This window comes from Mediterraneibacter glycyrrhizinilyticus, from assembly GCF_015560805.1.
Taxonomy (GTDB): domain Bacteria; phylum Bacillota; class Clostridia; order Lachnospirales; family Lachnospiraceae; genus Schaedlerella; species Schaedlerella glycyrrhizinilytica_A.
Genome location: NZ_JADMSO010000012.1, coordinates 1 through 24,738 on the forward strand (window position 1 = coordinate 1; position 24,738 = coordinate 24,738).

Consider the following 24,738-nt stretch of genomic DNA (forward strand, 5'->3'; position numbering starts at 1 on the left):
AAGATGAGATATCCCATAACGTCAAGTTAGTAAGACCCCTTGAAGACGACGAGGTAGATAGGGCAGAGGTGGAAGTGTGGTAACACATGGAGCTGACTGTTACTAATAGGTCGAGGGCATAACCAGACAGGTGATAGGAACAAAGTGGTGTTTATTCTTTGTATGTAGTTTTGAAGGTACATACCTTCAACAATTAAATACGGCCCAGTGGCTCAGTTGGTTAGAGCGCCGCCCTGTCACGGCGGAGGTCGAGAGTTCGAGTCTCTTCTGGGTCGTTCGTTATCTGGTAACAGATGACATGGGGTCTTAGCTCAGCTGGGAGAGCATCTGCCTTACAAGCAGAGGGTCACAGGTTCGAGCCCTGTAGGCCCCACTTATATGGATGGATTCCCGAGTGGCCAAAGGGGGCAGACTGTAAATCTGTTGGCAACGCCTTCGAAGGTTCGAATCCTTCTCCATCCATTTGATGATTCAGATCATCATTGCCGTAAAGGCTCATAGTAAGCCGATGTGGCTCAATTGGCAGAGCAGCTGATTTGTAATCAGCAGGTTATCGGTTCGAGTCCGATCATCGGCTTTATCTCAAAAAGAGATAATATAATTTAATATCGCGGGGTGGAGCAGTCTGGAAGCTCGTCGGGCTCATAACCCGAAGGTCGTAGGTTCAAATCCTGCCCCCGCAACTCAAGACGTTAAGTCTTATGCCCAGATAGCTCAGTTGGTAGAGCAGAGGACTGAAAATCCTCGTGTCGCTGGTTCGATTCCGGCTCTGGGCATTTTGTTTGCCAGAAACAGGCGGACAATATAATGAAATACGGGCGTGTAGCTCAGTTGGTAGAGCACTTGACTTTTAATCAAGTTGTCCGGGGTTCGAATCCCCGCACGCTCATGAATGAAGAACAGCGGAAACTCAAGCATAGCAAGGGTTTCCGCTGTTTTTTGCTGTTAAATATATCATGGAGATCGAAAATATAAAGAGGAGAAGTGTTTGGAAATGGTAAAAAATCTTACGGAGGGTAAACCTTTAAAACTGTTGTTTCTTTTTGCGATGCCGATGATATTAGGCAATTTATTCCAACAACTTTACAATATGGTAGATTCTATGGTTGTTGGTAAATTTGTTGGAGAAGATGCATTAGCGGCAGTAGGATCTTCTTTTCCGGTCGTATTCCTGGCAGTGGCGATCGCGTCGGGATTATCAATGGGATGTACGGTTGTGATCTCACAGCTATATGGAGCTGGTCAGATTCAAGTTATGAAAACAACGATTTTTACTGCATTGATACTTCTTGGAGTGATCGGTCTGGGAATTATGGGGATTGGTGAATTGATTGCGTCTCCGCTTTTAAAAATTCTCGGAACGGATCCGGATATCATGAATGATTCGTTGTCTTATTTGAGAATCTATTTCGGAGGGGCAATTTTTCTTTTTTTATACAATACATTAAATGGGATTTATAATGCATTAGGCGACAGTAATACACCGCTTCGTTTTTTAATGGTATCTGCGCTTACAAATATTGGATTGGATCTTTTATTTGTAATACGGTTTGATATGGGAGTAGCAGGAGTGGCATGGGCGACATTGATCGCACAGGGGATGTGTGCTGTAATCTCTTTTGTTGTTTTGATGAAACGACTAAAGCGGATGGAAAGTGAGGAAGAATGCCAGGGAATCAAACCAAAGCTGTTTGAGCGGTCTGCAGCGGCGAGGATTGCCCGTGTCGGGATTCCGTCCATGCTTCAGCAGTCTATGGTTTCGTTGAGTATGATGATGATGCAGGGACTTGTCAATTCTTATGGAAAAGTTTTTGTGGCAGGATATACCGCGGCAACAAAAATTGATACTCTGGCGATGCTTCCGAATATGAATTTTTCCAATGCGATGTCCAGCTATACGGCTCAGAATATCGGTGCAGATAAACCGGAGCGGGTAACGGCAGGGTATCGGGCAAGTATGTTAATGGTATTGATCTTTTCTCTGATCATCACGGGAGTAATTTTCTTATTTGGTCCAAATTTGTTGGGACTCTTCTTAAATGCGGGGGCGGAAGGCAGTGCAATGGGATATGGAATGAGTTACATGAAAACAGTATCTATGTTTTACGTGCTGATGGGATTTTTGTTTGTGGGAAACGGACTTCTTCGCGGCGCCGGAGATATGAAAGCGTTTATGATAAGTTCTATGTCTAATTTGTTTGTGCGCGTATTTATAGCTTATTTACTGGCACATTTTATCGGATCCAGTGCGATCTGGTGGTCTATACCGATTGGATGGGGTGTTGGAGCCAGTGTTTCATTTTTGAGAATTAAGAGTGAAAAATGGAAAGATAAGTCGCTTGTGAGATAAGTGCATAGTGAGGATAAATAAAGTAAAATGTGTAAAACTTTCTCGATATTGGAAAAGTTTGTGGATAAGTGAGAAAAGTATATTGACAGAAACCGGAAAAAAAGATAAGATTAAACCTGTTAAGTTGATGACAAGGGGAGCTTGTGTTGCAGGCTGAGAGGAAGCGTAAGACTTCGACCCATAACCTGATTTGGATAATGCCAACGTAGGATATGTCTATACCGGTGTGCTGATTTTTCGATCAGATTTTATTATTGATACGATACGAAAGATGAGTCCTCCTTGTTTTCAATCAAAGAAAATAAGGAGGATTTTTTATGTTTGATTTACTGGTAAATGCGGAGGGGGGTTTGACGACAGCCGGATATGTCGTTTGTGCGATCGCGGGGATCGCATTGTTTGTACTGGCAATTTTATTTGCGGGAAGAAATTCTGAGAAAAAGAAAATGGGAACAAGACAGCTTGTATTTTGTGCAATGGCCATTGCTTTGGCATATGTGACGTCCTATTTGAAATTATTTTCACTTCCATGGGGAGGCAGTGTGACTCTGTGCAGTATGCTTTTTATCGTGCTGATCGGAAATTGGTACGGCGTTCAGACTGGGATCTTTGCAGGTCTGGCATATGGGATTATGCAGTTTTTGCAGGAGCCTTATGTACTTTCATTTTTCCAGGTATGCTGTGATTATATCCTTGCGTTTGCAGCGCTTGGAGTTGCCGGATTTTTTGCAAAAAGCAGTCACGGACTGTTGAAAGGATATATTGCTGCGGTGATCGCCCGAGGTGCGTTTCATGCATTAGGCGGATACTTGTATTGGATGGATTATATGCCGGAGAATTTCCCGCAGTCATTAAAAGCGGTTTATCCGATCGTATATAATTACAGCTTTCTGCTTGCGGAAGCTGTGATCACGGTCATCATCATAAGTATTCCGGCAGTTGTAAAAGGACTTGGACAAGTTAAAAAATCGGCGTTGGCATAATTAAGAGGAATGTAGGATTCCGGTGGATGTAAAGTCTGCCGGAATTTTTATTGACTTTTTTAAAAATTTTTTGTAAAAGAACGAATCATTTACAATGGATTTTGACCATGTTAAAATAAAATGAATAAAGACAGGAGTTGCCGGGGGACATTATGAAATCGCTGTATGACGAACTAAAAAAATACGAACAATCTGATTTTTACGGATTCCACATGCCGGGACATAAGCGGAACGGAGGATTGACCGGAGCGGCTCTGCCTTACGGGATAGATATTACGGAAATAGATGGCTTTGATGATCTTCATCATGCAAAGGGAATTTTAAAAGAAATGCAGGAACGTACGGCAAATCTGTATCATGCGGAAGAGACGTGCTGGATCGTCAACGGAAGCACTGCCGGTATATTGAGCGCGATCATGGGATGCACAAAACGAGGCGGCGGGATTCTTATAGCGAGAAACTGTCATAAATCGGTGTATCATGCGATTGAGCTCAATGAACTGCATGCTGTTTATTTATATCCGGAAATGGACCAAAGGACGGGATTAAACGGAGAAATCCGAGTGGAAGCTGTGAGAGAAGCACTTGGGAAATATGGGAAAGAAATCCAGGCGGTCATGATCACTTCCCCGACCTATGACGGAGTGGTTTCGGATATCAGGGCGATTGCAGAAGCAGTTCATGAATTCGGCATTCCGTTGATCGTTGACGAAGCTCATGGAGCACATTTCGGGTTTCATCCATATTTTCCGGAAAATGCAAATCAGCAGGGGGCGGATGTGGTGATCCACAGTGTCCACAAGACGCTGCCTGCTCCGACCCAGACGGCCTTATTTCATATGAATGGGAATCTGGCAGATCGGGAGGCTGTACGGAAATATCTGCATATGTTTCAATCCAGCAGTCCTTCGTATATCTTGATGGCAGGTATCGATGCATGTATGGGACTTCTTGAGACGAAAGCGGATGAATTGTTTTCAAAATATGCGGACCGTCTGCAAAGAACGAGAAAGAAACTGGGAAAACTGAAAAATCTGGAATTAGAAGAATCTGAGCATTTTGACAGATCCAAAATCGTGATCTCCACAAAAAATACAATGCTTACAGGAAAGCAGCTGTATGAAGAATTGTTGGAACATTATCATTTGCAGATGGAGATGGCGGCAGGGGCTTATATCATTGCAATGACGTCGATCGGTGATACAGATGCCGGAATGGAACGGCTTGAGGACGCTTTATTTGAAATTGATATGAATTGGGAAGTTCAGAAGACGACAGATGATTTGTCTGTAAAGAGTGTGAAGATCGGAATACTTCCGCAGTTAGAGCAAATTTGCAGCAGTGGGGATGTATGGAACAGGAGAAATCGGGAGCAAAGACGGAAGTCGGTTCGATGGGATGAGGCAGTCGGTCAGATTTCAGCGGAATATGCATATCTGTATCCGCCTGGAATCCCGCTCATTGTGCCGGGAGAACGGATTTCGGAGGAAGCGATACGGCTTCTTCTGGAATATCGTTCCATTGGATTTGAAATTGAGGGATTGAAGCGGCAAGGACAGATCGAAGTTCTTTCCAAAATAGATTGTGAGAATAATTAGGAGATATTGAGGTTATAGCAATGGGAAAAATTTATTATATTATGGGGAAAAGCTCTTCCGGGAAAGATTCGGTGTTTAAAGAAATCCAAAAGCGGATGCCGGAACTAAGTCAGATCACAATGTACACGACACGTCCGATCCGAGAGGGAGAACGCGATGGGGTGGAGTATTATTTTACAGATGAGACAGGCTTAAAAAAGCTGGAAGAGGAGGGGCGTGTGATCGAACTGCGTGCGTACAATACAAAGTGCGGCGTGTGGAAATATTTTACAGTGAATGACGGACAGATTTCTCTGGACGAAAAAGATTATCTTGTGATCGGGACATTGGAGTCTTATGCGGAAATGCGTCGGTATTTTGGAAGTGAGAAAGTGATCGGGATCTATATTGAGGTGGAAGACGGCATTCGGCTGGAGCGTGCGCTGAAACGGGAACAGCAGCAGGTAAATCCCAAATATGCGGAGATGTGCCGGAGATTTCTGGCGGATCAGGATGATTTTTCCGAAGAAAAACTGGAACAGGCAGGGATAGAAAGAAGATTTTGCAATGTGGAATTTGAAACATGCGTGGAAGAAATCTGCCGGTTCATTGTTTCAGATCAGAACGGGGAACGGGTACACAGAGAAAGATAAACGACAGAAAAACCCGGACATGAGAAAAGCCGGGCTTTTATAGCACCGGCCGAAAAAGGAATGAGAGGATTAATTTATATTAAAAAAGCTGTTCGCTTTGTATGAGATTATAATAAAAAATAATTGTTTCGGAATTGTGATCACAAAATAAAGATGGTGTAAAAAACAGGAAAGAAACTATTAAGAAAATCTGATAAAAATCTGAGGGAACTATAACTTTTTCGGGAAGTATGTTATACTTAACCGTGTAGCCTGGGGAGATCCCATAACACAAAGCAGAAAAAGGGCGGCAGGTGAAGAATATGAGTGGATTTAAAGACGTAGTAGGACATAAGAATATTATACAATATATAGGAAATGCAGTGAATTCCGGGATGGTTTCCCATGCGTATATTCTGAATGGGGAAAAGGGATCCGGTAAGAAACTTCTGGCGAATCTATTTGCAATGAGCCTGCAGTGCCATGATCGTGAGGCGGACGGAGATGCTTGCGGAAAGTGTCAGTCCTGTAAGCAGGCGATCAGTGGAAACCAGCCGGATATTATCAGGGTGACACATGAAAAACCGTCTTCGATCAGTGTAGATGAGATCCGCGAGCAGGTGAACAACGATATCGTGATCAAGCCTTACAGCAGCCGTTATAAGGTTTATATTATCGCGGATGCGGACATGATGACGGTGCAGGCGCAGAATGCATTGTTGAAAACGATCGAAGAGCCGCCGGAATATGCGGTGATCCTGTTATTGACGGAGAATGCGGAAGTACTGCTTCCGACGATCCGTTCCCGATGCGTGATGCTCAAGCTTCGGAATATCAAAGACCAACTTGTAAAAAAATATCTGATGGAACAGATGGAGATTCCGGATTATAAGGCGGACATCTGTGTCGCATTTGCGCAGGGCAATATGGGAAAAGCGATCGCGCTTGCGACTTCGGAGCATTTCAATGAAGTGAAAGAAGAAGCGGTTCATCTGCTGCGCAATATTGATGATATGCAGACGGAAGAACTGATGGGCGCAGTGAAGAAATGTACGGAATTTAAGATGGATATTACAGATTATCTGGATGTGATCGCAATCTGGTACCGGGACGTGTTGATTTATAAAGCAACGAAAAATGTGGATCGGGTCGTATTTTCCGATCAGATGCGTTATATCAAAGAGCGTGCCAGCAAGAGTTCCTATGAGGGGATCGAAAATATTCTGGATGGACTGGAAAAAGCGAAAGCAAGACTGAAAGCAAATGTAAACTTTGAACTGACGATGGAATTGCTTTTATTGACAATAAAGGAGAACTAGAACATGGTGAAAGTAATCGGAGTGAGATTCCGGGTGGCAGGAAAGATTTATTTCTTTTCGCCGGGGAAACTGGAAATCCGCCAGGGAGATAATGTAATTGTAGAGACTGCCCGCGGGGTGGAATTCGGACGGGTCGTGAGCGGACCGAAAGAAGTGCCGGACGACGAGGTGATCCAGCCGCTGAAGTCCGTGATCCGTATTGCGACGGAGCAGGATCATAAGACCGAGGAGAAGAACAGAGAGAAAGAAAAGGAAGCGTTTAAGATCTGCCTTGAGAAGATCCGTAAACATGGATTGGACATGAAGCTGATCGATGCGGAATATACGTTTGACAATAATAAAGTGTTGTTTTACTTTACGGCAGACGGAAGAATTGACTTCCGCGAGCTGGTAAAGGATCTGGCGGCTGTTTTCAGGACAAGGATCGAATTGCGGCAGATCGGTGTGCGGGATGAGACGAAGATCCGCGGCGGCATCGGAATCTGCGGAAGACCGCTTTGCTGCAGTACGTATCTGTCTGAGTTTGCGGCGGTGTCGATCAAGATGGCAAAAGAGCAGAATCTTTCCTTGAATCCGAGTAAGATTTCCGGTGTATGCGGCAGGCTGATGTGTTGTCTGACGAATGAGGAAGAGACGTATGAAGAACTGAACAGTCAGCTTCCGTCCGTCGGAGATACGGTGACAACGAGCGATGGTCTGACCGGAACCGTACATTCATTGAGCGTGCTGCGCAGACAGGTGAAAGTGGTTGTCAATCTGGAAAATGACGAAAAAGAGATCCGGGAATATAAAGCGGAAGAACTGAAATTCAGACCGCGCAGAAAAAAAGCGAAAGTTTCTAAGGAAGAGATGAAGAAACTGGCGTCATTGGAGAAGCAATAGGATGACGGAAGAAAACATTTTAAAACCCGGGGAGCGTCTGGATGACCTGCAGCTTTCCGGATATTATATCATACAGGATCCGCAGCGTTTTTGCTTTGGTGTGGATGCGGTGCTCCTGACGGATTTTGCAAAAGTAAAACCGGGGGAACAGCTTTTGGATCTCGGAACGGGAACAGGCGTGATCCCGATCCTGCTTTCGGCAAAGACGAAAGGCTCCCGCTTTACAGGACTGGAGATCCAGCCGGAGAGCGCGGACATGGCAAGACGAAGTGTTTCGTATAATCATTTGGAAGAAAAAGTCGAGATTGTAACAGGAGATATAAAAGAAGCGGCGGAGTTGTTTGACGCCGCCTCTTTTGATGTGATTACAACGAATCCGCCATATATGTTAAATCATCACGGATTACAGAATGACGGTGATGCCAGAACGATCGCCCGGCATGAAGTACTCTGCACGTTGGACGATATTCTGCGGGAGAGCGCGAAGCTTTTGAAAGAAAGCAAAGGTCGGTTTTATATGATACACAAGCCGTTCAGGCTGGCAGAGATTTTGTCAAAGATGTGTCAGTACAAGATTGAACCGAAACGGATCCGGTTTGTGCATCCGTATATTGATAAGGAACCGACGATGGTGATGATCGAGGGATTAAAGGGCGGTAAATCGCGTGTGACCGTGGAACCGCCGATCATCATGTATGAAAGGGGAAAGTAAAATGATGCCGGGAACATTATATTTGTGTGCAACGCCGATCGGAAATCTGGAAGACATGACTTTTCGGGTGATCCGTATTTTGAAAGAAGTGGATCTGATCGCGGCGGAAGATACACGCAACAGTATCAAACTTTTGAACCATTTTGAGATTACGACGCCGATGACCAGTTATCATGAATATAACAAATATGAAAAAGGAAGAAAGTTGGTGGATCGGCTTTTGGAGGGACAGAATATCGCATTGATCACAGATGCCGGAACACCGGGAATTTCCGATCCGGGTGAAGAGCTGGTACAGATGTGTTACGAGGCGGGAGTTTCGGTGACCTCTCTTCCGGGAGCGGCGGCGTGCGTGACGGCGCTGACGATCTCGGGACTTTCCACAAGAAGATTTGCTTTCGAGGCATTTCTTCCAACGGATAAAAAAGAGCGGGAGAAAGTGCTGGCGGAATTGGAACGCGAAACGAGGACGATGATTCTTTACGAAGCGCCGCACCGTTTGACCAAAACTTTAGAATTGCTTAGAGATCGTCTTGGAGAGCAGAGAAAGATCACAGTATGCCGGGAATTGACAAAACGGCATGAGACTGCATTTCGTGCCACATTGTCGGAAGCGGCGGCTTACTATACGGCAAATGAGCCAAAAGGAGAATGTGTGCTTGTGATCGAGGGACGAAGCCGGGAAGAAATCGAACAGGAAGAAAAAGCAAAATGGGAAGAACTTTCGATCGAGCAGCATATGGAACAATATTTAGCACAGGGAAGCAGTAAAAAAGAGGCGATGAAACTGGTGGCGAAAGACCGCGGCGTTCCGAAACGGGAGATTTATAACTATCTGGAGCGGGATGCGAAATAAAAATTTATATTTAGGTGTTAATATCCGGATGTCGGGGGAGAAGTGTGGATGCGTATAGTACAAAACAATTCTCCAACGGCATTTTTGCATTTGAGCCGGACAAAGTTTTGCTGGTATTTGTGTTCTGTTTGTGCTATCATACTGGAAAAGCATTATATTTCTGACGGATTTCGTTCTGAGCGGTGAGAACCGCGTCCAACATTCTATTGACACATCCGGAAAATCTCAATGCTTTTGGTTTCAAATTACAACAGCAGAGAGAATTTTTCGGGAAAGAAAGTGACATATTTGTTGTTATGTGAAGTGGCAATGTGCTTTCAGTATATTTCAATGTTTATTCTTTCTGCACGATTATTACACAGGAGGAATTGCATATGGGAAACAATGAAAACATGGTAATCAATGATAACTTGGCGGCAAACGATAATGTTGTGGAGAAAGACAGCATGGTGACGAGCGATCAAACAGGAAAAAGTGATGCGGCAATGCCGGCAGTCAACCGGACGTTCAAATCAACCGTATTCATTATGCTGTTTGAGGACAAGAAAAATCTGTTGGAACTTTATAATGCAATTAGTGGAAAACATTATACAGACCCGGAACTTTTGGAAATCAATACACTGGAAAATGCCATTTACATGTCGATCAAGAATGATGTTTCGTTTCTGATCGACGGCAGGCTTTCTCTCTACGAGCATCAGTCGACGTATAATCCGAATCTGCCGCTTCGATTTTTACTTTATATTGCGAATCAATACGCAAGTATTACAAAAGATGTCAATTTGTACGGAACAAGGCTCGTAGAGATTCCGACGCCGGAGTTTATTATTTTCTATAATGGCAGAAAAGACTGCCCGGATCGTCAGGTGCTGCGGCTATCTGATATGTATACGGTGAAAGATAAGTCTTATAAGTTGGAATTGGAAGCGACGATGCTGAATATCAACGGAACACATAATCAGAATTTGAAAGAAGCTTGTCAGACGCTGAAAGAATATGCAATTTACACAGATAAGATCCGTAAGTATACAGAGAAAATAAGTCTGGAAGATGCGGTGGAACGGGCAATTTGCGAGTGTATAGATGAGGGCGTTTTAAAAGAGTTTCTGGAGAAACACAGAGCGGAGGCAAAAGCGATGAGTATCTTTGAATATGATCAGGAGAAGCATTTGCGTATGGAACGTGAAGAAGCGTGGGAAGAGGGACGACGTGAGGGTGAAGCAGATGGTCTGCGGAGAGGCAGAGAGGATGGCATTCGTGAAGGTAGAGAGTCCGGATTCCGTGAGGGCGAAGAGAAAGCGCTGCTTCTTGCAAAACGAATCTTTAAGTTATCACAGGCAGGAAAGTCATTAGAGGAGATTGCCGAGATTTGCGGGATTTCGGAAGAGAAAGTGAAACAGATTCTGGAATAGAAAAATGATAGTGTCGATGTACAAAGGACAATACATTCGGTGGGGAGAAAATAAGGTTACGTTAAGGTTTCAACCATTGTAGTTTAAGACGCAGGTGATATACTCTTTACAACAAAGAAAATAAATCATTGAAAGTTGTAAGGAGGGAACGAGATGAGTATATGGTCAAGAAAGAAAATGAAAGAAACCGGAAAGATCCGGATGCGGGGGAACTATTGGAAAGCAGTGCTTGCGGCGATCATCATCACATTTGCGGCAGGTAGTGCCGGTATGGCGGGAGGCGCATCAGTTGGATCATCTTCAGGAGCTTCCGACTCCACAGAGTCTGTGGAGTCCTCTGAATCATCGTATTCTTCGGAGAATACGATGGGAAATATGGAGGCTGAAGAGACAACGGATGATGAGATATCTGTGATTTCTTTGAAAATCGATGAAATGACGGATACAGGGTTTGCGTTCTTTGTATTCTGGGTTGTTACGGCAGCTGTAATTATTTTAGGGATAGCAGTGGTGATCGATGTATTTCTGCTAAATCCGTTGGAAATCGGATGCCGCCGGTTCTTTTACCTGAATCTGCGGGAAAATGCGGATATTAAAGAGCTTGGTTATGTCTTTGATAAATCGTATAAGAATAGTGTAAAGATCATGTTCTTTATGGATGTGAAAGTTGTACTTTGGACACTTTTGTTTATAATACCGGGTATCGTTAAAAGTTATGAATACCGGCTGATCCCGTATCTTCTGGCAGAAGATACGGAATTGGATTCCAAGGAAGCATTTGCAAAGAGCCGGGAATTAATGAAAGGAAATAAATGGCGTGCGTTTGTTTTGGACCTGTCGTTTATATTGTGGAATTTCCTGTCTGCGATGACATTTGGTCTTGTGGGAATCTTTTATTCAAATCCTTATCAATATAGTACAGATGCAGCATTTTATCAGGCAGTGAAAGAGGAAAGCTATGACAGGATATAGTATTTTGATCGCAGATGACGAGCCGGAGATCCGGGAACTACTCCGGCTCTATCTGGAAAAAGACGGGTATCGGGTTCTGGAAAGCCAGAATGGGATCGAGACTTTGGAGTTATTGAAAAAGGAGCAGGTGGATCTGCTTGTACTGGATATTATGATGCCGGAATTAGATGGATTTTCCGTGCTTCGGAAAGTACGGAAAGAAAATAATATACCGGTGTTGATCTTATCGGCAAAAGACAGCGATGCGGATCGGATCTTAGGCTTGGATCTCGGAGCCGACGACTATTTGACGAAACCGTTTAATCCACTGGAAGCCGTAGCCAGGATCCATTCCAATATCCGACGGTTTTATGTACTCGGCAGCGGAAAGAAAAAAGAAGAAGCAAGCGTGATTTGTGCGGCAGATCTGATGTTGAATCTGGATTCATGTACACTGTATCGCGGAGAGGAACAGATTGAACTGACTTCGGTTGAATTTCGACTGATGCACTTGTTTATGGAACATCCGGGAAAAGTATTTACGAAATCGGCGCTTTTTCAAGCGGGATGGGAAAGTGAATATATGCAGGATGATAACAACGTGATGGTTTGCATCAGTAAGCTGCGTGCGAAGCTTTCGGATGACGGCAATCGTTATATTAAAACGATACGGGGATTAGGGTATCGATTTTGCGGCGAGAACCGGGAAGCAAAGCCAAATGATGGGAAGTAATGAAAATAATGTTGAGCAGCGGGAGGCATTGGAGGTAAAAAGTGGGGAATGAAACGGATAAACCAACAGAACATTTGAACCGCTATTTTATTTTGCGTCTGATCGCAATGATGGTACTTGTGCTCTTTACGGAAATTATCGTAAATATGGCAGTTTCAAAAGGTTTGATCCCAATGATCAACACATATATCAATACAGAAATTTTTCCGACAGGAATCTCATCTTCAGAACGGATTTTGATGCTGCTCTCGGTGTTGTGGCTGGTTCTTCTTCGATTTTTCGATTTGACATTGGGAACATTGCTTCCGAAATCGATTTTGCTGGTGTTTGGAAATGTTGCTGAAAAATATGTTTCTTTTGGAATGGAGGAGATGGACGCGCGGAATCTGCTTTTGATATTTGTTACAGTGGCAGGAGTATTGCTTTGTTATTTACTGCCCTGTTTAATCGGGATTTTTATTTACAGCAGAATGATCGTCCGAAAGGTGGAAAAAATCCGCGAATATGACCGAAGACAGCAGGAGACGTTTACACAGAGAAGAAATCTTCTCTTGTCGGACATGGCGCACGATCTGAAAACACCGATTACGACGGTTGCAGGATATGCGCAGGCGCTTGTCGATCACATGGTGGATTCTAAAGAGAAACAGGAAGAGTATTTAAAGGCGATTCATGCAAAGTCAATGCAGATGAGCCATTTGATCACATTGTTGTTTGATTATGTGAAATTAGACAGTGAGGGGTTTGAGTTAAAAAAAGAAGAAAAAGATCTCTCCGAATTGTTGAGGGAATGTGTTGCGGGGATCTATATGGATGCAGAGGACAAGGGAATGGCGTTGGAAGTTGTGATTCCGGAAAAACAATGTATGGCGCAGATCGATCCGATGCAGTTTACGCGTGCAGTTATAAATTTGCTTGTGAATGCCGTAAAACATAATCCCCAAGGAACGAAGATTCGGGTTTCTCTGGAAGAACAGGCAAAAAACTGGTACATCCGAATTGTGGATTCGGGGTCGGAAATAGAAAAAAAGCTGGCAGAGCATATTTTTGACCCGTTTGTAATGGGAGATACTTCAAGAAGCCAGAAGAGCGGAAGCGGGCTGGGGATTGGGATTTCAGCAAAAATCATAGAGATGCATGGGGGAACATTGACACTGGAACAGCAGGTCGAGAATAGATGTTTCAACAATTCGGAAGAATATACAAAAGCTTTTTGCATAGAAATTCCCCGGCTTTTGACCGGGGAAACATATGAGTACACCGACGTTGCGGATACTACTTTACTTCGGTGATCTGTCCGTCTTTCATGAAGACGATCTTTGTTCCGAGCGTGATCGCTTCGTCGTATTTATTGGTAACATAGAGGATCGTAAGTCCAAGTTTACGGTGGATCTTTTTGACATCGCGCAGCATTTCTTCGCGCAGTTTTTCCTGTTGATGTGCGAAATCTTCATCAAGGAGCAGTACTTTCGGGTGAAATACGATTGCCCGTCCAAGCGCGGCTTTTTGCTTTTCCGAGTCGCTGACGGAACGGATTTTTTTGTGGAGGACATGAGAGATGCCGAAAAAATCCGCAGCCTGTTTTACCCGGGTATCGATGATATTGCGGGGCATATTGCGTAGTTTCAATCCGAGAGCCATATTGTCGTAGACGTTGAAATTATTGTATAGCGTATAATTTTGAAATGCCATTGCAAGATGTCGGTCGCGCGGGAGAATATCGTTGAGCAGATCGTCGCCGAGATAAATCTCTCCGGAAGTAATATCCTCAAGTCCGCCGATCATTCGGAGGACTGTGGATTTTCCGCAGCCGCTTGGACCATAGAAAGTGACAAATTCTCCGTCTGCGATGTGAAGAGAGAGATCTTTGACCGACACAAATCCGTTCGGATAAATTTTATTTAAATTTTTTAAAGTCACACTTGCCATAACGATTACCTCACATTCATTTCGAGTATCTTATTATGCTGTCCACAGCATACAAAGAACATACATTTCCGCAAGACTGCATGCTGAAGACATGTTTATTTTACCATATTAAAAAATGTAAAACAATGAGTTTGATAAACCTGTATTTTGATCCTCTATCTGATACTTGGGTTTGACAAAGAAGTATCCAGACGGTAACATAGGGAAAGACAAACAGAAAATAAGATAAGAGTGAGGTATAAAGGTAAGATGTACGAGCAGTTGATCGAGATAGTAAAACAGGCGGGAGCGATGATCCGGGAGGCGCATGAAGCGGAGATCCCGGTCTATGACAAAGAGGGGATCGCCAATTTTGTCACAAAATATGACAAAGATGTGCAGTCGTTTTTGATCCGGAATTTCCGCCAGCTTCTTCCGGAGGCGAATTTCCTTGCGGAGGAAGACGGGATCCGTCAGGAACTTGGCGACGGTTATTGTTTCATTATCGATCCGATCGACGGTACGACCAACTTTATCTTTGATTATAAATTCAGCTGCGTTTCCGTCGGTCTTGCATGGAAAGGACGGATGCAGTTCGGCGTTGTGTACAATCCATATACAGAAGAATTGTATACGGCGGTCAAAGGAGAGGGCGCATACAAGAACGGAAAGCGGATCCACAGCAGTGAAAAAGGGCTTGGGGAAAATCTGGCTGCATTTGGCTGTGCCAGATATAATTCAAATGATACGAGCGAGACGGACCGCATTTTCCGATATGCAAAAATACTGTATCTCCATACGCTTGCGATCCGAAGCAGCGGTTCCGCCGCGCTTGACATTTGCCGGGTCGCTTCGGGAAGTAATGGGATCTATGTAGAACTGATGCTCCATCCATGGGATTATGCGGCAGCATCGTTGATTCTGATGGAGGCAGGCGGATTCATTTCCACATTGGAGGGCGGAATGGTTACTCTGGATCGCCCGTGCTCTGTGATCGCGGCAGGACGGCAGTGCTGGAAAGAGGCAACACAGCTTTTTAAATCGGCAGATTGAAAATGACCGAATTGCTCAAACCATCCATCCTGCAAGCACGACGCTGGCGATGAGACCGGCCAGCGTGGAAAGAAGAGCGCCGGCAAGGGTGTAACGTGTTTTTGTTACTTTGGCAGTCATGAAATAGACGCTCATTGTATAAAAAATGGTTTCGGTGCAGGACATCGAGATCGACGCGATCAATCCGAGTCTGGAGTCTGTTCCATATTCTTTGAAAATATCCAGGAGCAATCCGGTAGCTGCGGAGGAGGAAAACATTTTCACGAGAGTCAGAGGGACCAATTCACCGGGAAAGCCGATATACAGCGTTATTTTTCCGATCAGACGGGCGAAAAATTCAAGAAATCCGGATGCACGGAGAATGCCGACTGCAACCATCAGCCCGATCAGCGTCGGCATGATCTTGATCACGGTCAGGAAACCGCTCCTTGCACCTTTGATAAAATTGTCATAGACATTGGTTCCCATCAGGATTCCGTATACGATGATCGCAAGAATGAGGAACGGCACGATAAAATCAGAAAGATATAAAAATAATTTCATAGGATGCTCCTTATCATGAGGAGATGTTATAAGGTTCTTAACAGAATATGCCGGCTCCTCGGAATAAATCTTTGTTTTTACAAATAAGTATAAGCAAAGTATTCCGGGGAGTTTTTATTTTGCGGAAAAACGTACAAAAAAATGGAACGGCAGTTTTTCAAAAATGCGCAGGGAGGGAGGAAACAGAGCAGAAGAAGAGGTGGAAACTTCCCAAATCGTCCAGGTATCTGTTAGGCGTGTTCCTAGTTGCCGGACTGGCAGCAGGTTTGTTTTTTCTTGGCAGAAAAAGCAATTCGGAGGAGGGACAGAACCGGAAATTTGAGAAATTCACGGAGCGGGTTTTTTGTGAAGAACTGGAGTCGAATACAGTAAGTCTTCATTATACGCTGCGTGAACCGGAAGCATATGGGATTGAACACAGTACCGTAACATTTGGAAATTTTACGGTAGATGGAAAAGAGACACAGGCTTCTGTGGAAAACTTACAGGAAATGTTGAAAACTTTTCTCTATGAGAAGCTGGATGTGCAGAACCGTCTGACATACGATATTTTGGAATATTATTTGGAGCTGATGGCAGATGACGCCGAATATATTTTATATGATGAGCCGCTCGGGCTGGTCAGTGGAGTGCAGACACAGCTTCCGGTACTGCTTTCCGAGTATCCACTGACGTGCAGGGAAGATGTGGAAATTTATCTGGAACTGATGCGTACGACACCGGAATATTTTGAGTCATTGATCGATTTTGAAAAAGAGAAATCAAAAGCAGGATTGTTCATGTCGGATGCAGCGGCGGATCAGGTGATGGAACAATGTACCGCATTTATGGAAATGGGCGAAAATAACTATCTGATTTCTACATTCGTAGAAAGGATCAAGCAGGTAAAAGAATTGAATGAGAGCGAGAAGAGCGAGTACATACAGGAAAATGCGCTGGCACTGAACAGCTATGTCCTACCTGCATACGGAAAGCTGAAAGCGGAAGTGCAGGAGTTGAAAGGCACAGGGAAAAATGAGCAGGGGCTCTGCTATATTCCGAACGGGACGGCGTATTATGAGCAGATTGTGCGCGAGGAGACCGGATCTGAACGAACAGTGGAGGAGATGGAAGATCTGACAAGACGACAGATCGTTGCAGATCTGGAAGCGATGGAGGAAGTGCTGGGGATCGGGCAGAATACACAGCCGAAGCGTAATGCAGATGAAAGTGCCGGGCAGGGAAATGCGGAACAAGGGGATGCAGAACAAGGGGATGCTGAACAGGAAAACGCAGGACAGGGAGATGCAGGAACCGACGCGGAGCGGGGAAACACAGTAAAAAGAAACGCTGTGGTCGAACAGGCGCAGGAGACAGCGTCTGCGCAGGTGGAAGCAGTTACCGCTCCGAATCCGGTTTCTATTTTAAAACAGTTGGAAGAGGGGATAAAAAAATGTTTTCCGGAGCCCCCCAAGACGAATGTGGATGTGAAGTATGTTCCGAAAGCGATGGAGGCACATTTGAGTCCGGCATTTTATATGATCCCGGCGATCGATGACTATCAGGACAATGTGATCTATGTCAATCAGGCACATATGGGAAATACGCTGACATTGTATACGACGCTGGCACATGAGGGGTATCCGGGACATTTATATCAGACGGTATATTATGCGGGAACGAACCCGGCTCCGATCCGGAATATTTTGAATTTCGGAGGATATGTGGAGGGCTGGGCAACTTATGCGGAAATGTGCAGTTATTCACTGGCGCCGTTTCCGAAAGCGCAGGCAGTTCTGCTCCAGAAGAACAGCTCGATTTTGTTGGGAATTTATACGTTGGCAGATATCGGGATCCATTATCATGGGTGGAGCCGCGCGGATCTGGCAGCATTTTTCTCAAATTATGGGATCAAAGATACGGCGGTGACAGACCGGATTTACGATCTGATCCTCGGAGCGCCGGGAAATTATTTAAAATATTATATCGGGTATGTGGAATTTCTGGAGTTGAAGAAAATCTGGATAAAAGAGATGGGAGCGGACAGCCCGCAGAAAGCGTTCCATGAGGCTGTGTTGAAAGTCGGTCCTGCGCCGTTTGAATTGGTGGAAAAATATATGTGGGAGATGGGAGAAGAAACATCATGAATTACCTTTGGGCGGGAATGATCGCAGTGGGAATTTTGTTCGGAGCGTTCGGCGGCAAGATGCCGGAGATCACAAATGCGGCGCTGGAGTCTGCAAAAGATGCGGTGACGCTTTGCATCACGATGATGGGGGTGATGTCGTTCTGGACAGGATTGATGGAGATCGCGACCCGGGCGGGAATCATTGAGATGGCGTCAAAAAAAATGCGTCCCCTGATCCGTTTTTTATTTCCTCAGATTCCACCGGGACATAAGGCGAATGCGCCGATCTGCATGAATTTTATCGCGAACTTTTTAGGGCTTGGCTGGGCGGCAACCCCGGCCGGGCTCAAGGCAATGGGAGCGCTTTCCGATCTGGAAAAAGAGAGGCGGGAGAAAAGAGCGCCGGGACCGATCCGGAAACCGGGAGTGGCAAGCAATGAAATGTGCACGTTTCTGATCATGAATATATCATCTCTGCAGCTCATTCCGGTGAACGTGATCGCGTACCGCAGTCAGTACGGAAGCGTGAATCCGGCAGCGATCGTTGGAGCAGGGATCGTCGCGACCGCGGTGAGCACCGCGGTGGCGGTGGCATTCTGCAAAGGGATGGGGTGGATAAAAAAGAAATAGGAAAGTAAGTGCGTGGAGAGAATATAGAAGTCCGCAGAAATGTATGCTATGATAACAGTTAACAGCAGAGTGTTTTGATTTTAAAGTGGCGCCGCCGACCCGGCGACGGACATTTCCGGGGAGCGATCAAGATGACATTGAGAAAAAAACTGATTCTTTCATTTATACTGCTCGTGCTGATATTGGGATCTGTAATCGGATATTTTTCCTATCAGGATGCAAAAGAACTGGTGCTGCAGAGCAAAGAGAAAGAAATGGCAGATACGATCAACCGAATTGATATTTCACTGAACAATTGGGTGGATCAGGTGACGACGCTGGCGGAGAATATCAAAGAGAATCCGATGGTGACAGAATTGATGGAGGAAGAAGCGGGAAATCTGACGGCAGAGGGGGAGTTTATACCTTATCTGGATGCATGGATCGACAATATGGCGCAGATGGTCGGCGTTTGTTCGGATATTTTACTGGTGGATGCAGAGGGGCAGATTCGATATTGCTATTCCGAAAGAATGTCCGGACAGGAAGCAGACCGATGGGGCGGACAGGGAACCGGGATGCCGGAGGTGATCGACGATGAGAGGTTGAAGCAGTGTGCCGTTTTGGCGGAGGAACAGCCGGAGTCGGGAAGCTGGCTCGGAATCGGAGATCCGATCTGTCAGCAGCCGGGCGATCCGGTTGTGAGTCTTGTGGTTTCACTCGACGCGGAAAATTCTGAAAAAACGGAGAATTATCTTGTGATCGAACTGCACCCGGGACAATTTAGTGCTCTGATGCTCAATAATCAGAGTATGTTTCAGAATCAGTATACATTTCTTATGGATGAGAAAGATGAGATCATCAGTTCCAACCGGAATATGACTTATGAATGGATGGATGAAGTAAAAGAAATGAGAGACTCGGGAACGAGACGATATGAGTTCGAATGGAACGGGGAAACATATTTTGCATGCAGGCAGTATAATGGACTGACCGGATGGGAGACCTATTCCGTCGTTTCGGAAAAAGATTTTTTTCCACAGGCGGCTCTTTTGCAGAGAAAGATCCTGTTTGTTGTGATCTGTGCCATGCTGGCGGCAGTGATAGGGGTATCGATCCTTTCCTATACGTTTACCCGACCGGTACGGATGCTGGCAGACGGGATGAGGAAAGTGGAGACCGGAGACTTTGAAGTTCAGATCAAAACAGAGAAAAAGGATGAGATGGGACAGCTGATCCGGACATTTAATTATATGGTGAGGGAAATCCACAAACTGGTCCATGTAGTATATCAGCAGAAACTTGCACAGAAAAATGCAGAACTGACGGCGCTTCAGGCGCAGATCAATCCTCATTTTTTATACAATACGTTGGATTCGATCAATTGGATGCTGATTGAAAAAAATGAGATGGAAATCAGTGATGTGGTTGTATCGCTGGGGGATATCCTGAAATATTCCCTGCATGGAGATGCGGATCTTGTGACATTGGAGGAAGAACTTCATTATATCCAAAGCTATTTGCGTATCCAGAAGAACCGGTTGGAAGAGCGTCTCTCGGTACGGATGAAGATTGAAGAAGACGTGATGTCGTGTCAGGTTCCGAAGTTAATCCTACAGCCGATCGTGGAAAATGCGATCCGGCATGGCATTGAGCAGATGAAAGAGGGCGGTCAGATCTGTATTTCGGCAGCTCTGGAGTCAGCAGATTTGGAAAATGAAGAAGATGCGGCCAAGTCCGCAGAAAATGAAAAATGTCTGTTTATTCGGGTGTGCGACAACGGACCGGGGATGACAGAAGAGGAACTAAAACGATGCAGAGAACAGATTTATCATACAAACAGCAGTGATCAAAACATGCAGGGAGCCGTTCTGAGTGAAGAAGCGTCAGGAGATGCTTTAAAAAGGAAACGGATCGGGATGCGCAACGTATACCGACGGATTCAGTTGTTGTTTGGAGAGCGCTTCGGACTTGAAATCGAGAGCGAAAAAGGGCGCGGAACGATCGTGACGATGCGGCTTCCGGGTGGAGGAGAATCTGAGCATATAAGTGAAAGGAAAGGAGCTGCGGAGGATGAAGATCTTGATCATAGACGATGAACCGAAAATCCGGAACGGATTATCAAATCTCCTTACCAGACGAGAGGGATGGGAGGTTGCGGGCGCTTACGAAAATGCGGCGGATGCGCTGAAATATCTCGCGGTGAATCAGGTGGATGTGATGATCACGGATATCAAAATGCCGGAGATCAGCGGGCTGGAACTGATCGCGCGTATCCGGGAACGGGATAAAAAGACTGCGATCATCATTTTGAGCGGGTACAGTAACTTTCAGTTTGCACAGCGGGCGATCGAACTTGGGGTCAGCCGTTATCTGACAAAACCGACAAATCCGAGGGAACTGATATGCGTTCTGGAAGAGACGGAAAAAAAGCTGGGCGGAAAACAAGAAAAAGAGAAAGATTCCGGAAAGATCCCAAATCTGTTTGTACAAAAGGCGGCAGACTACATAAAGCTGAATTATTCCGAAAAAATTTCGATCAAAGAAATAGCGGATCAGCTTTACCTTTCCCCGAATTATCTGAGCGAGCTGTTTAAAAAACATACGGGAAAGACCATTTCCGAATATCTGACGGAATACCGTCTGGAAAAGGCATGTCAGCTTCTGGATCATGCCGAATATCGCGTGGGGGATGTATCCGGAATGGTCGGAATCCATGACGGAAGATATTTTAGTAACATGTTTAAGAAAAAATATGGGATGACGCCGACGGAATATCGGAACCGTTGATTTGTAAAAATAGGGGGAGTGTCAGTGTACGAAGAGGCGTATTTCCCCTTATACACTGACAATATGGATAAAATATACAAAAGAATAAACGGAAATATCGAAAAACAGAAAATATTACACAAAAGCATAGGATTTACACATTGAAAAAATGTCATACTTTATTAAAATGAAAAATAGATGGGAACTGTTTTATGAATGCAATGCAGGAAAACGGTGCAGAAAAAAGATGCAGGAAAGCGGTTCCGTAAGGTCGTTATGAAAAAAGTGAAGAGAGAAGGAGGTTAAAGTATGGCAGTTTTTCAAAAGCAGACAGGGGACATTGTGGAATTGACCCCACAGGGAATGGAAGAGATCCAAAAGCATAAAAATAATTATGCAGATTCCACGAAACCGCTGAGCGGAAAAGAGAGAACATGGAGCGCCTGGGATATGGGAAATCTCTGGATCGGCATGATCGTGTCGATCGCAGTCTATCAGGTCGCCAGTGGTCTGATCGTGTCGGGAATGTCCTGGGCACAGGCATTGTTTACGATCGTTCTTGGACACACGCTTGTTATGATCTTCGCAGTGATACTCGGACATTTCGGTACGAAATATGGTCTGACGTATCCAATGCTCAGCAAAATGGTATTCGGAGCGAAAGGAACGGTAGTTCCGTCGATCGTGCGAGGCGTACTCGGATGTTTCTGGTTCGGTGTGCAGGCGTGGATCGGAGGACAGGCTGTCAACGCGATCATCACCGCATTGATCCCGGCATGGGGAAGTCTTGGGTTTAAAGGTTTATTTATTTCCTTTATTATTTTCTGGCTGATGAATGTGTATATTGCGGGATCCGGTTCCAGCGCGGTACAGAAACTGGAAAAATATGCGGCTCCGGTACTGATCGTCTTAAGCTTTATCGTTATCGTATGGGGAATCAGCACAGCGGACTGGAGTATCGGTAAACTGCTTTCCGAGCCGTCGCTTCAGGGAGATCCTACGAAGAATTTCTGGACATTGTTCTTCCCGGCGTTGTCGTCTATGATCGCATTTGACGGCGGAATTGCATTGTCTATGGCAGATTTTACGAGGAACTGTAAGACACAGAAAGCACAGTTTGCAGGACAGCTTGCGGGAGCGCCGATCATGACAGCGTTCATTTCATTTGTAGGAATCTGCGGAACAGCGGGTGCGGCGCTTGCATTCCATGAGGCGATCTGGGAGCCGGCGGTTCTGGTCAGCAAATTTGAAAATCCGATCATTGTTGTGATCTTTTCATTATTTATCATTATGGCAGTGCTGACAACGAATGTTGCCGCCAACCTTGTACCGCCGACCAATGTGATCGCGACATTGTTCCACAAAAAGGTTTCGTATAAACAGGCGGCTCTGATCGCAGCGATCCTTGCTTTATTTGCACAGCCGTGGAATGCACTGGCAAGCGCATATGAATTGATATATAATGTATGTGGAATGCTTGGCGCTCTGCTGGGACCGATTTCCGGATTGTATCTTGTATCTTATCTGTTTGAGCATAAGACAGAAATCGATCTCGTAGATCTGTTCCGTGAAGACGGAGGAAAATATAATTACAAAGGCGGATTTAATATTCCGATCATTGTGATCTTCCTTGCGTCTATGATCATTATTTTCGCTGCAAAATATATTGCACCGATCAAATTTATCTTTGATAATGCGTATGTGATCGGAAGTATCGGCGCAGGACTTGTATATTTTATTTATATCAAGATCGCGCGAAAATAAGAGTGAGTGAACGAAGTATACCCTCAGAGGACTTGCTGATCCTCTGGGGGTAGCGTCGGTGTACAAGGCGTATTTTCTCTTGCACACTGACGCTAATGTAGCTGAAAAGTGTAACAATATTTTGCACAAAATGCACGGGGAAAAGGAGGTTCTGTAATGAAAACTATCGTGAAGAATGGAAAGATCGTATCGCCATCGGAGACGTATGAGGCGGATCTCTGTATCGAAAATGGTGTGATCAGTTGTATCGGAACAAATCTGGAGCAGAAATTTGCATCCGATGAGGTGCAGGTGATTGATGCGGCAGGAAAGTATGTGCTGCCGGGCGGAGTGGACGTGCATACGCATATGGATTTGGATGTCGGATTTTCGAGAGCGGTGGATGATTTTTATGATGGAACGGTGGCGGCAGCCTGCGGCGGTACGACGTCGATCGTCGATCATATGGCGTTCGGACCGGCCGGATGCAATCTGCATCATCAGTTGAACGAATACCACAGACTGGCAGACGATAAGGCTGTGATCGACTATGGATTTCACGGAACAGTCCAGCATGTGAACGACGAGATATTGGACGAACTGGAATCGATGGTAGAAGACGGTGTGCCGAGTGTAAAAGTCTATCTGACTTATGGATTTAAGATCAATGACGACGGTGTGTTGGAAGTATTGAAGCGGATGAAAGAACTGAATGGGATCACGGCATTTCACTGTGAAAATCATGATGTGGTGGAACATTTGAAGAAAGTATATTCGGAAAGCGGAAAGACTGCGCCGATCTATCATGCGAAGAGCAGACCGAATATTGCGGAGGCGGAGGCAGTCAGGCGCGTGCTGTATCTTGCAAAACTGGCAGGAGACGCTCCGGTCTATATCGTGCATCTGTCTTGTAAGGAAAGTCTGGAAGCGGTGGAAGAAGCGAGAAAAGCCGGACAGAAAAATATTTTCGTGGAGACGTGCACGCAGTATCTGACCATGACGGAGGAGAAATATAAAGACGAGGACGGATTGAAATATATCATGTCGCCGCCGCTTCGGACAGACGCAGACAGGGAAGCGCTCTGGAAAGGTCTGGAGAACGGAGAGATCCAGATCGTTGCGACGGATCATTGCCCGTTTAATTACGGGATTGAAAAACAGATGGGAAAAGATGACTTTACGAAGTGCCCGAACGGAGCTCCGGGAGTGGAGGAGCGTATGATCCTTTTGTTCTCCGAGGGCGTGATGAAGAACCGGATCAGTTTAAATCGATTTGTAGAAGTAGCCTGCACCAATCCGGCGAAAGTATATGGTCTGTATCCGAAGAAAGGGATCCTGGAACCGGGAGCGGACGCCGATCTGATCATTCTGGATCCGGAAAGAGAACAGACGCTGACACATGCCAATATGCATGGAGCGGTTGACTACACGGCATACGAGGGCGTACCGGTGAAGGGATATATCGATCTTGTAATGCAGCGCGGAAATGTGATCGCAAAAGAGAACCGGTTCACAGGAGCGCGCGGCGCCGGTGAGTTTATCCATCGGAAGACGCGGGATCTGAAAGACGAGTCTTCCTGCCTCAGATAAAAAAGTATA

General features: G+C 45.2%; 21 protein-coding genes, 7 tRNA genes, 1 rRNA gene and 1 riboswitch. Of the genes, 27 read left to right on the forward strand and 2 right to left on the reverse strand.

Features of this window, described 5'->3' with window-relative positions; all coding sequences use genetic code 11:
- The 20 genes from I2H87_RS11325 to I2H87_RS13845 all read left to right on the forward strand — a co-directional run.
- A 23S ribosomal RNA gene (locus tag I2H87_RS11325) occupies positions 1 to 126 on the forward strand; the annotation flags it as partial.
- A gap of 75 nt (positions 127 to 201) precedes the next feature.
- Positions 202 to 275: transfer RNA gene (locus tag I2H87_RS11330), tRNA-Asp, on the forward strand.
- A 25-nt stretch (positions 276 to 300) separates the two neighbouring features.
- Positions 301 to 373, forward strand: a tRNA-Val gene (locus tag I2H87_RS11335).
- Positions 374 to 380: 7 nt separating this feature from the next.
- Positions 381 to 462 (forward strand) — tRNA-Tyr (locus I2H87_RS11340).
- 42 nt (positions 463 to 504) lie between these two features.
- Positions 505 to 577: transfer RNA gene (locus I2H87_RS11345), tRNA-Thr, on the forward strand.
- Positions 578 to 609: 32 nt separating this feature from the next.
- Positions 610 to 683: transfer RNA gene (locus I2H87_RS11350), tRNA-Met, on the forward strand.
- A gap of 20 nt (positions 684 to 703) precedes the next feature.
- A tRNA-Phe gene (locus tag I2H87_RS11355) sits at positions 704 to 776 on the forward strand.
- 40 nt (positions 777 to 816) lie between these two features.
- A tRNA-Lys gene (locus I2H87_RS11360) sits at positions 817 to 889 on the forward strand.
- 105 nt (positions 890 to 994) lie between these two features.
- Positions 995 to 2,350, forward strand: coding sequence for an MATE family efflux transporter (locus I2H87_RS11365; protein WP_022152159.1), 1,356 nt, complete (start codon positions 995 to 997; stop codon positions 2,348 to 2,350).
- A 123-nt stretch (positions 2,351 to 2,473) separates the two neighbouring features.
- Positions 2,474 to 2,580, forward strand: a riboswitch (TPP riboswitch).
- 87 nt (positions 2,581 to 2,667) lie between these two features.
- A complete protein-coding gene (locus tag I2H87_RS11370) occupies positions 2,668 to 3,333 on the forward strand; it encodes an energy-coupled thiamine transporter ThiT (RefSeq protein ID WP_009268815.1) in 666 nt (221 codons plus the stop codon).
- Positions 3,334 to 3,485: 152 nt separating this feature from the next.
- Positions 3,486 to 4,931: an aminotransferase class I/II-fold pyridoxal phosphate-dependent enzyme gene (locus tag I2H87_RS11375; protein WP_009268814.1), complete on the forward strand. Its 1,446-nt coding sequence runs from the start codon at positions 3,486 to 3,488 to the stop codon at positions 4,929 to 4,931.
- A gap of 20 nt (positions 4,932 to 4,951) precedes the next feature.
- Positions 4,952 to 5,563 (forward strand): nucleoside/nucleotide kinase family protein, encoded by a 612-nt coding sequence (locus I2H87_RS11380; RefSeq protein ID WP_195610033.1) that lies wholly within the window; start codon positions 4,952 to 4,954, stop codon positions 5,561 to 5,563.
- A gap of 302 nt (positions 5,564 to 5,865) precedes the next feature.
- Positions 5,866 to 6,861, forward strand: coding sequence for a DNA polymerase III subunit delta' (gene holB / locus I2H87_RS11385; protein ID WP_195610034.1), 996 nt, complete (start codon positions 5,866 to 5,868; stop codon positions 6,859 to 6,861).
- Between the two features lie 3 nt (positions 6,862 to 6,864).
- Positions 6,865 to 7,743, forward strand: coding sequence for a PSP1 domain-containing protein (locus I2H87_RS11390; protein WP_022152156.1), 879 nt, complete (start codon positions 6,865 to 6,867; stop codon positions 7,741 to 7,743).
- 1 nt (position 7,744) lies between these two features.
- Complete coding sequence (locus I2H87_RS11395) at positions 7,745 to 8,455, forward strand: tRNA1(Val) (adenine(37)-N6)-methyltransferase (protein ID WP_195610035.1); 711 nt, start codon at positions 7,745 to 7,747, stop codon at positions 8,453 to 8,455.
- 4 nt (positions 8,456 to 8,459) lie between these two features.
- Positions 8,460 to 9,311: a 16S rRNA (cytidine(1402)-2'-O)-methyltransferase gene (rsmI, locus tag I2H87_RS11400; protein ID WP_195610084.1), complete on the forward strand. Its 852-nt coding sequence runs from the start codon at positions 8,460 to 8,462 to the stop codon at positions 9,309 to 9,311.
- A gap of 374 nt (positions 9,312 to 9,685) precedes the next feature.
- Positions 9,686 to 10,723, forward strand: a complete 1,038-nt coding sequence (locus I2H87_RS11405) for an RpnC/YadD family protein (protein WP_195610036.1) — start codon at positions 9,686 to 9,688, stop codon at positions 10,721 to 10,723.
- Positions 10,724 to 10,876: 153 nt separating this feature from the next.
- Positions 10,877 to 11,695 (forward strand): DUF975 family protein, encoded by an 819-nt coding sequence (locus I2H87_RS11410; protein WP_195610037.1) that lies wholly within the window; start codon positions 10,877 to 10,879, stop codon positions 11,693 to 11,695.
- Complete coding sequence (locus I2H87_RS11415; RefSeq protein ID WP_195610039.1) at positions 11,682 to 12,407, forward strand: response regulator transcription factor; 726 nt, start codon at positions 11,682 to 11,684, stop codon at positions 12,405 to 12,407. The genes I2H87_RS11410 and I2H87_RS11415 overlap by 14 nt, the downstream gene beginning before the upstream one ends.
- Positions 12,408 to 12,448: 41 nt before the next feature.
- A complete protein-coding gene (locus I2H87_RS13845) occupies positions 12,449 to 13,699 on the forward strand; it encodes a sensor histidine kinase (protein WP_195610041.1) in 1,251 nt (416 codons plus the stop codon).
- Here the strand turns inward: I2H87_RS13845 and I2H87_RS11425 are convergent.
- Positions 13,683 to 14,336 (reverse strand): ABC transporter ATP-binding protein, encoded by a 654-nt coding sequence (locus tag I2H87_RS11425; protein ID WP_022152154.1) that lies wholly within the window; start codon positions 14,334 to 14,336, stop codon positions 13,683 to 13,685. The genes I2H87_RS13845 and I2H87_RS11425 overlap by 17 nt on opposite strands.
- 249 nt (positions 14,337 to 14,585) lie before the next feature.
- On the opposite strand from I2H87_RS11425, the gene I2H87_RS11430 reads away from it, so the two are divergent.
- Complete coding sequence (locus tag I2H87_RS11430) at positions 14,586 to 15,368, forward strand: inositol monophosphatase family protein (RefSeq protein WP_009268807.1); 783 nt, start codon at positions 14,586 to 14,588, stop codon at positions 15,366 to 15,368.
- 15 nt (positions 15,369 to 15,383) lie between these two features.
- Here I2H87_RS11430 and I2H87_RS11435 read toward each other — a convergent pair whose 3' ends face one another.
- Positions 15,384 to 15,911 carry a spore maturation protein gene (locus tag I2H87_RS11435; RefSeq protein WP_009268806.1) on the reverse strand — a complete coding sequence of 176 codons (528 nt, stop codon included), beginning with the start codon at positions 15,909 to 15,911 and terminating at the stop codon, positions 15,384 to 15,386.
- 119 nt (positions 15,912 to 16,030) lie between these two features.
- On the opposite strand from I2H87_RS11435, the gene I2H87_RS11440 reads away from it, so the two are divergent.
- From I2H87_RS11440 to hydA, 6 genes are all read left to right on the forward strand, one after another.
- Positions 16,031 to 18,037, forward strand: a complete 2,007-nt coding sequence (locus I2H87_RS11440) for a DUF885 domain-containing protein (RefSeq protein WP_083460843.1) — start codon at positions 16,031 to 16,033, stop codon at positions 18,035 to 18,037.
- On the forward strand, positions 18,034 to 18,648 hold the full coding sequence (locus I2H87_RS11445) for a nucleoside recognition domain-containing protein (protein ID WP_195610043.1): 615 nt from the start codon (positions 18,034 to 18,036) through the stop codon (positions 18,646 to 18,648). The genes I2H87_RS11440 and I2H87_RS11445 overlap by 4 nt, the downstream gene beginning before the upstream one ends.
- Positions 18,649 to 18,779: 131 nt before the next feature.
- Positions 18,780 to 20,726 carry a cache domain-containing sensor histidine kinase gene (locus tag I2H87_RS11450; protein WP_195610044.1) on the forward strand — a complete coding sequence of 649 codons (1,947 nt, stop codon included), beginning with the start codon at positions 18,780 to 18,782 and terminating at the stop codon, positions 20,724 to 20,726.
- A complete protein-coding gene (locus I2H87_RS11455) occupies positions 20,701 to 21,417 on the forward strand; it encodes a response regulator transcription factor (protein ID WP_009268801.1) in 717 nt (238 codons plus the stop codon). Before I2H87_RS11450 ends, I2H87_RS11455 begins: the two co-directional genes overlap by 26 nt.
- 288 nt (positions 21,418 to 21,705) lie before the next feature.
- Positions 21,706 to 23,160, forward strand: a complete 1,455-nt coding sequence (locus I2H87_RS11460) for an NCS1 family nucleobase:cation symporter-1 (protein WP_022152141.1) — start codon at positions 21,706 to 21,708, stop codon at positions 23,158 to 23,160.
- 156 nt (positions 23,161 to 23,316) lie between these two features.
- Complete coding sequence (gene hydA, locus I2H87_RS11465; protein ID WP_117551628.1) at positions 23,317 to 24,729, forward strand: dihydropyrimidinase; 1,413 nt, start codon at positions 23,317 to 23,319, stop codon at positions 24,727 to 24,729.
- The last annotated feature ends 9 nt before the right edge of the window (positions 24,730 to 24,738 follow it).